The sequence below is a fragment of the Curtobacterium sp. VKM Ac-1376 genome, assembly GCF_015351025.1.
Lineage (GTDB): Bacteria > Actinomycetota > Actinomycetes > Actinomycetales > Microbacteriaceae > Curtobacterium.
Genome location: NZ_JADKRV010000006.1, coordinates 188,269 through 195,312 on the forward strand (window position 1 = coordinate 188,269; position 7,044 = coordinate 195,312).

A 7,044-nucleotide genomic window follows, 5' to 3' on the forward strand; every position below is an offset into this window, starting at 1 on the left:
GCCCGCCCCGTCACACAGAACGCGCCTCGATCCGTCGGGGCGCGTTCTGCGTTCTGCGTTCGCGCTCGGCCTGGAGGCCCGGAGCCGGTCCGGCGTGCCGGTGCGGCATCATGGGTGCGTGCGGATCGGGCCGTGGGCAGCGGACCGACGTCGGCTCGCCCTGGTGGGTGTCCTCGTCGGTGTGGTCGTTGTGGGTTCGGTGTCGCTGTGGGATTTCTCGCACGCACCGGACGACGGCGACGCGGTGAGCCGTGCCGACCCCGTGGTCCCCGAGCCGGCGCGGTCGCCCGGCACCGGACTGCAGCCGTCCAACGCCCTCGAGGAACCGATCGAGCCCGAACCCGTCCGTCCGGTCGACGGTTCGCCCATCGACCCGTGGTGGCGCCGCGTCCCACCGGTCTCCGGCGACGTCGTCGGCATCGGAGCTGCGGCCTCCGGGCACGTCCGGATCGCCGCGAACTCGAGTGACGAGACGCTCGCGGTGGAGATCGACCACCTGGAGACCGGCGGGGACGGTCCGGTCGTCGTCGTGCTGTCCGCGGGGACGGTGCGCGGGGGCTCGAAGCCGATCTGGACACCCGCCGGGGAGTCCTACGACCTGTTCCAGGCCGCCGGGGTCGAACAGGGCCTGACCGTCGTGCTCAGCGATCCGTGGTCACTGCCCGACGAGGTCCGTTCCCTGGTCCTGCTGGACGCCGACACCGGCACGGTGCTGGGCGGCGCGGCACTCGTCCCGTCCGACTGAGCGGGGCGTGCTGGCCGACGCCGGGGCTGTGCTGAACCGACGCAGAACGACACCGTGGTCGTCGTCCGACATCGACCATGTCGTTCCGCGTCGGCAGAGCGGCTCGTGCCGCGTCCGCTGCCGCCCTCGGGATGGGGCACGATGTACTGGTGACGCGGCAGAACGACGGACTCGGTGTGCTCGCCGACCGCGTGTGGTGCCGTCTGCGGCTCGACCGGTTGGCCGGAGGCCGGCAGTCCGGGTACGTGATCCGCGAGGACATGCTCGGACACCCCGACACCGTCCGCTCGTTCCGGTGGATCCGGTGGCTGCTCGTCGCGGAGACCGTCGTCGGCCTCACCGCCATCGTGGTCGCCGTGGTGCTGACCCGCGCGGGGGACACCCTGTCGTGGGCGGTGTGGTTCCGGTCCACCGTGGTGCTGCTCATCACCCTGACGCTCTACGTGTTCGCCTGGCGGGCGCAGCTCGGGTACTACTGGGCGTACCAGCGGCTGCGGTTGTTCAGCCGGATCTTCCCGATCGTGACCCTGATCGTCGCGGCGATCCCTGGGCTCTACCCGTTCTGGATGGTCATCGAGCAGATCCTGTTCTCGGTGCTCATGGTCGGCATCGGCGATGTGCTGACCAGCGACCACATGCGGGCGACGTTCCCGAAGCCCGCGCGGCGGTAGGGCTCCGCCCGGCGCGGGTGGACCGGCACCGCGACAGAACACGAGTCGATCGACGCGCGTTCTGTCGCAACGGTGGTGCGAGGCGCTACGCGACCGTCGCCAGCGCGAACGGGAGCACGGCCGAGGCCCCGGCGCGCCGGAGCTCCCGGCCGGCGACGGTCATCGTCCACCGGCTGTCGACCAGGTCGTCGACGAGCAGCACCGGGCCCTCGTGCGACTGCAGGGCGGCGGCGAGCGACGGATCGACCACGAAGGTGTCCCACACGCCGGACAACCGGTAGGCGCTGTTCGTCGCACCGTCACCGCGGGGCGTGCCGCCGTCGCGCTCGAGCGTGCCGAGGAACTGCAGCCGCCCGATGGTGGACAGGGCCTGTGCGAGAGATCCCACGAGCTCCGGCCGCGACCGCGACGACATCGCCACGACGCCGGTCGGCCGGGTCTCCCACGGCCAGTCCTTGAGCGCCCGGACACAACCGTCGACGAGTTCGCGCGAGATCGGGGCATCGGGGGTGGACGGCGAGAACAGCGCCCGCAGGGGACCGCCCCAGCCGAGGTCGGTCAGACGCGCCACCGCACGGCCGGGCTGCACGAGTTCGTCCGGGCCGATCTTGCCCCGCACCGAGACCCCGAGCGACGACATGCCTGAGGGCCACTGGGCACGCGGGGCGATCTCGACGCCGACCTTGTCGAGTGCGGCCGCGGCCCCGGACGAGTCGGTGTCGGACACGGCGATCGGGAACCAGGCACCGGCGCAGTTGTCGCACCGGCCACAGGGCTCGGCCGAAGGGTCGTCGAGGTCCTGCTGCAGCAGCTGCATGCGGCAGGCCGAGGTGGACTCGTAGCCGAGCATCGACGCGGCCTCCGCAGCACGGGCCGCGGCGACCCGCTCGTACCGGGGCGCGTCGTACTCCCACGGCTGCCCGGTCGACACCCAGCCGCCGGTGACGCGGCGGACGGCGCCGTCGACGTCGAGCACCTTGAGCAGGAGTTCGAGGGTGGAGCGCTTGATGTCGACCAGGCCCTCGAGCGCCCCGGTCGACATCGCGGTGTCGGTGGACAGTGCACCGAGCACGGCGGCGGCGCGGGCCTCGGTCGGCATCGAGGCGCTGGCGAAGTACTGCCAGATCTCGCGGTCCTCGCGCCCCGGCAGGAGCAGGACGTCGGCGTTGTCGGTCGCACGACCCGCACGACCGATCTGCTGGTAGTAGGCGACGGGCGACGAGGGAGCCCCGACGTGCACGACGAACCCGAGGTCGGGCTTGTCGAACCCCATGCCGAGTGCACTCGTGGCGACCAGGGCCTTCAGCTCGTTGCCCTTGAGCTGCTGCTCGAGCTGCTCGCGCTCGTCGGTGTCGGTTCGGCCGGTGTAGGCGCGGACGGCGTACCCGTTGTCGCGCAGCAGGCGGGCGATGTCCTCGGCCGCCGAGACCGTGAGCGTGTAGATGATGCCGCTGCCGGGCAGGTCGCCCAGGTGGGCGAGGAGCCACCCGAGCCGCTGCCGGGCGTCGGGGAGCGTCAGCACGCCGAGGCGCAGGGATTTGCGGGCGAGGGACCCGCGGATGGTGAACACCGGGTCGGCCGGGCCGGCGGTCAGCTGCTCGGCGACGTCCTCGACCACGCGCTCGTTCGCCGTCGCGGTGGTGGCCAGCACGGGGACGCCGTGGGGGAGTGACCGGATGAGCTCGGCCAGTCGGCGGTAGTCCGGCCGGAAGTCGTGGCCCCAGTCCGAGATGCAGTGCGCTTCGTCGACCACGAGCATGCCCATCTGGGCGATCAGGGTCGGCATCTGCTCGTCGCGGAACTTCGGGTTGTTCAGGCGCTCGGGGGAGACGAGCAGCACGTCGACCTCGTCACGGGCGAGTGCTGCCTGGGTCTCGCCCCACTCGTGCGCGTTCGCGGAGTTGATCGACACCGCACGGACCCCGGCCCGGGCCGCCGCGGCGACCTGGTCGCGCATCAGGGCGAGGAGCGGCGACACCAGGACCGTCGGGCCGCCCCCACGTCGGCGCAGCAGCAGCGTCGCGAGGAAGTACACCGCGGACTTGCCCCACCCGGTGCGCTGCACGACCAGGGCGCGCTGCCGGTGCTCGACCAGGGCGGAGATGGCCTCGAGCTGGCCGGGGTGGAACACCGCGTCGGGGCGCCCGGTGAGCGCAGCGAGCGCCTGCTGCGCCTCGGCGGCGATGTCTGCAGAAGGCGGTGCGGTGGTTTCCATGCCCCCATGCTGTCAGGACCGACCGACGAAACCCGAGCCGCGCCTCCAATGTGTGGAGAACCGGACCGAAGCGCCTTACTGGTAGGTGACCAACGACGGCGTCGGCTGCACGTCCTGCATCGTCTGCGCGGGCGTCAGCATGGGCGTGTCCTCGTCGTAGAAGTTCTTCCAGCCCCAGTGCAACCCCTCCGGTGCGCCGACGTGCAGCGCGTTCCACGTCGCCTGCTTGTCCGGCTGCGACCCCTGCCCGTCGACGTGCACGAGCATGTCGAGCTCCGGGTGGGTCTCGATCGCGGAACGGTCCTGGATCATCGACAGCCGGAACTGGTGGAGCACGAGCGCCTTCGGCGGCAGTCCTTCCTCGCGCACGAGCGCAGCCAGCCACGACGAGACCTCGTTCACCTCGGACGCCGACACGCTGCCGATCTGCTCGAGCGGCACCTGGTCCTTCGTGAGCCGCCACTCCGGGTCGAGCGCCAGCCAGACGCCGGGCTTCTTGAGCAGCGACTCGTACTTCTTGGCCTGCGACAGGAAGTCCGACCGCCCGGGCTGCAGGTCGATGATCACCGGCATGTCCGCGTCGTGCGCGGCGTCGACGTAGGGCTCGAGCGTCGACACCGGCAGCTCCGTCGAGTAGTCGCCGTCGGCTCCGGCGTCGCCCGCGGCGACGGTCGCGATGACCTCCATCGCGGGCGTCACGAGCTCGTCGGACTCGGCCCGGTACGGCTTCGCGACCTGCTCGGCGCGCTGCACGGTCTCCTTCGGCCCCTGCTCGCCGAGCACGCCCAGCGCCGGCGCTCCGGGAGCCCCGTACAGCGCGACGTACCGGTGCCCGTCGAACGGTCGCTGGCCGCCGTTCCGCAGCTGGAACCCGCCCTCGGCTGCCCGCACCGTCCACTCCGGGTCCGGCAGGGCGTCGAACGCCGCACCGACCAGGACGGTCGGGTGCTTCGCCCGCTCGTGCAGCGCCGTCACGACGTCGGGTGCGGCAGCCGGGTCGGTCACGCCCTTCGGCATGGTCACGACGCGGGCGCCGGCGGCCTTCGCGGTCGCCACGGCAGCAGCGTCCGCACTCGCGTCCGCCACCACCACGGTCGCCTGCCGGGAGGCCCGGTTCGGCTCCGGCGCGTCACCACTGTCCGGCGCCTGCCGCTGTCCGACGTCCGTGCCGACCGACACGTCGCCCTCGGCCTGGTACCAGTCGGCACCGAGCCGGTCGAGCTCGCGGGCGACGGCAGTGCTCGTGTCCTTGGCCGTCAGCAGCACCGGGACATGGGCGCTCGCCGCAGCCTTCGCCGCACCACGGATCCGGTCGGTGTCGCCGGCCCGGGCGACGACCGCTCCCGGGGCACTCGCGAACAGCGCCTTGCTGACGCGGACGGACCGGGCTGCGGCGTCCGAGGCGTCGGCCACCGTGACGGTGTCGGCCGAGGCCTTCGCCAGCGTCGGGCGGCTCGTGTCCGGTCCGCTCGACGTGCACCCGGCGGCTCCGAGCAGCAGGCCGGAGACCGCGATCGCGACCAGGAGACGAGGGGTGGAACGAGAACGCATCGAGCCACCATACGAGCCAGACGGAGAGGTCCCTGGGAATCCGACGGGTGTCGTCTCGTAGAAGGGAGGCATGCCCCACCACCCCGACGACCGCCCGCTCATCGGACCGGTCCGGTCGCCCGAGGTGCACTGCATGACGCTCAACGTGCGTCGCCGCGTGCCGCGACAGCCGACCCACCCGGACGCCTGGGAGCGTCGCCGCGACGCCGTGCTCGCGCTCGTCACGTCCGAAGCGCCCACCGTCCTCGCCGTCCAGGAGGCCCTGCCCACGCAGGCGGACGACCTCACCGCCGGCCTGGGGTCGGGTTGGGAGCCCGTCCTGGCCGGGCGAGGCGCGCGCGGCGACGGGGAACAGGTCGGCCTGTTCCTCGACCGCTCGCGTCTCGACGTCGTCGAGCGCCGGACCTGGGCGCTCTCCCGCACACCCCACCGCCCCGGCTCACGGTCGTGGGCGACGTCCTTCCCCCGGCACGCCGTCGGGGCCGTCGTCGACGACCGCGCGACCGGCATCAGGTTCCTGGCCGTCGCCACCCACCTCGACGTCGCCTCGCCGTGGGCCCGGCTCCGGTCCGCCGAACTGCTCGGCCGGATCGTCCGGCAGCGCGGACTGTCCGCCGTGGTCATGGCCGACTGGAACAGCCCCGCCGGTTCCGCACCATGGCGAGCCCTGGCGGAGGCGGGGGTCGAGGACAGCTGGGGGCGGGCCTCCAGGCAGGTGGGCGGGCCCTACGGGACGTACCCGCACTACGGGAGTCCGCGCGTCGGGGGCCGGCGGATCGACGGGGTGCTCGTGACGTCCGAGGCGGAGGTGGACCGCGTCGCGGTCGACGTGCGGCGGCCGGGCGGCGTGTGGCCGTCCGACCACGCCGCCGTGCACGCGGTCGTGCGATGGGCGTCGTGATCGCCACGCTCGGACCGACGTTCCTGCGGCCGCGGTTCCTGGTGGCCGACGTGGTGCGGGCGCTGACGCTCGTGAGCATCATCGTGGCGACTGTCGGGTGGGGCGGGACGGCGTTCCCGGTCATGGCGCTGGCGCTGCTCGGGGTCGTGGTGCCGCGGATGCTCGGGCTGCGGCCTGCCTTCGACGTGGCGGTGTGCGTGCTCGTGCTCGTCGCCGGGTGGTCGAGCGTGCTCGAGTGGTACACGACGGTGTTCCTGTGGGACAAGTTCATGCACGTCGTGCTGACCGGGCTGCTCGCGGCGGTGCTCTACGTCATCGGTGCCGATCTGCGTGCGGTGCCGGCGCCGCATGCCGAACGCCGGGTGGTCGTCGCGGTGCTCGCGCTGTGTGCGGGACTCGCGGTCGGGGCGGTCTGGGAGATGGGGGAGTGGGTCGGGCACAACTTCGTCGACTCGAAGATCTTCGTCGGGTACGACGACACGATCGGGGACCTGGCGGCGGACGGGTCCGGCGGGTTGCTCGTCGGGCTCGGGTTGCCGTGGTTGGCGGCGCGGCGCGAGGTGGTGCGGCCGGGCTGAGCGTGTCGTTCGGGTCGCGTTGCTCCGACTCGCCGTGGCACGGAGGGGGTCTGACGTCCGCTATGCTGGACCGGTCGCTCGCGCTCCGGTCGGACGTGGGCGAGGATCCTCCGGGGTCCTGAGTTCTCCGGAACTCGCGGGCTGTGGCGCAGCTTGGTAGCGCACTTGACTGGGGGTCAAGGGGTCGCAGGTTCAAATCCTGTCAGCCCGACCGAAACGTGTCTGACACGATGACAGAAGCCCACCGATGATCTCGGTGGGCTTCTGTCGTTCCGGCGGGTGTCGTTGGGTCGTCCGCATAGGGCTCCTTGGGTTCAGCTGGTCGTTGCAACACCATCGTGAATCGGAGTGTTGCAGATGGGGTCGAGGCTGGAACACCGTGC

Annotated in this window: 6 protein-coding genes and 1 tRNA gene; 5 read left to right on the forward strand and 2 right to left on the reverse strand. The window is 72.2% G+C overall.

The genetic code is table 11. The annotated features are described in order from the left end of the window. The first annotated feature begins 118 nt into the window (after positions 1-118). Both ITJ56_RS09930 and ITJ56_RS09935 read left to right on the forward strand, forming a co-directional pair. Entirely contained in the window at positions 119-745 is a 627-nt protein-coding gene (locus ITJ56_RS09930; protein WP_194630246.1) for a hypothetical protein, read from the forward strand. A gap of 149 nt (positions 746-894) precedes the next feature. Next, positions 895-1,416, forward strand: coding sequence for a hypothetical protein (locus ITJ56_RS09935; RefSeq protein ID WP_194630248.1), 522 nt, complete (start codon positions 895-897; stop codon positions 1,414-1,416). Positions 1,417-1,501: 85 nt separating this feature from the next. Here the strand turns inward: ITJ56_RS09935 and ITJ56_RS09940 are convergent, their stop codons facing one another. Beyond that, entirely contained in the window at positions 1,502-3,631 is a 2,130-nt protein-coding gene (locus ITJ56_RS09940; RefSeq protein WP_194630250.1) for a RecQ family ATP-dependent DNA helicase, read from the reverse strand. 75 nt (positions 3,632-3,706) lie between these two features. Beyond that, positions 3,707-5,182, reverse strand: coding sequence for a hypothetical protein (locus ITJ56_RS09945; RefSeq protein WP_194630252.1), 1,476 nt, complete (start codon positions 5,180-5,182; stop codon positions 3,707-3,709). Between the two features lie 70 nt (positions 5,183-5,252). Between ITJ56_RS09945 and ITJ56_RS09950 the strand changes: the two genes are divergently transcribed. The 3 genes from ITJ56_RS09950 (at position 5,253) to ITJ56_RS09960 (ending at position 6,872) form a co-directional block, all read left to right on the forward strand. Further along, complete coding sequence (locus tag ITJ56_RS09950) at positions 5,253-6,083, forward strand: endonuclease/exonuclease/phosphatase family protein (RefSeq protein ID WP_194630254.1); 831 nt, start codon at positions 5,253-5,255, stop codon at positions 6,081-6,083. Continuing rightward, positions 6,080-6,661, forward strand: a complete 582-nt coding sequence (locus ITJ56_RS09955) for a hypothetical protein (protein ID WP_194630256.1) — start codon at positions 6,080-6,082, stop codon at positions 6,659-6,661. The genes ITJ56_RS09950 and ITJ56_RS09955 overlap by 4 nt, the downstream gene beginning before the upstream one ends. 137 nt (positions 6,662-6,798) lie before the next feature. After that, a tRNA-Pro gene (locus ITJ56_RS09960) sits at positions 6,799-6,872 on the forward strand. Positions 6,873-7,044 lie beyond the last annotated feature (172 nt).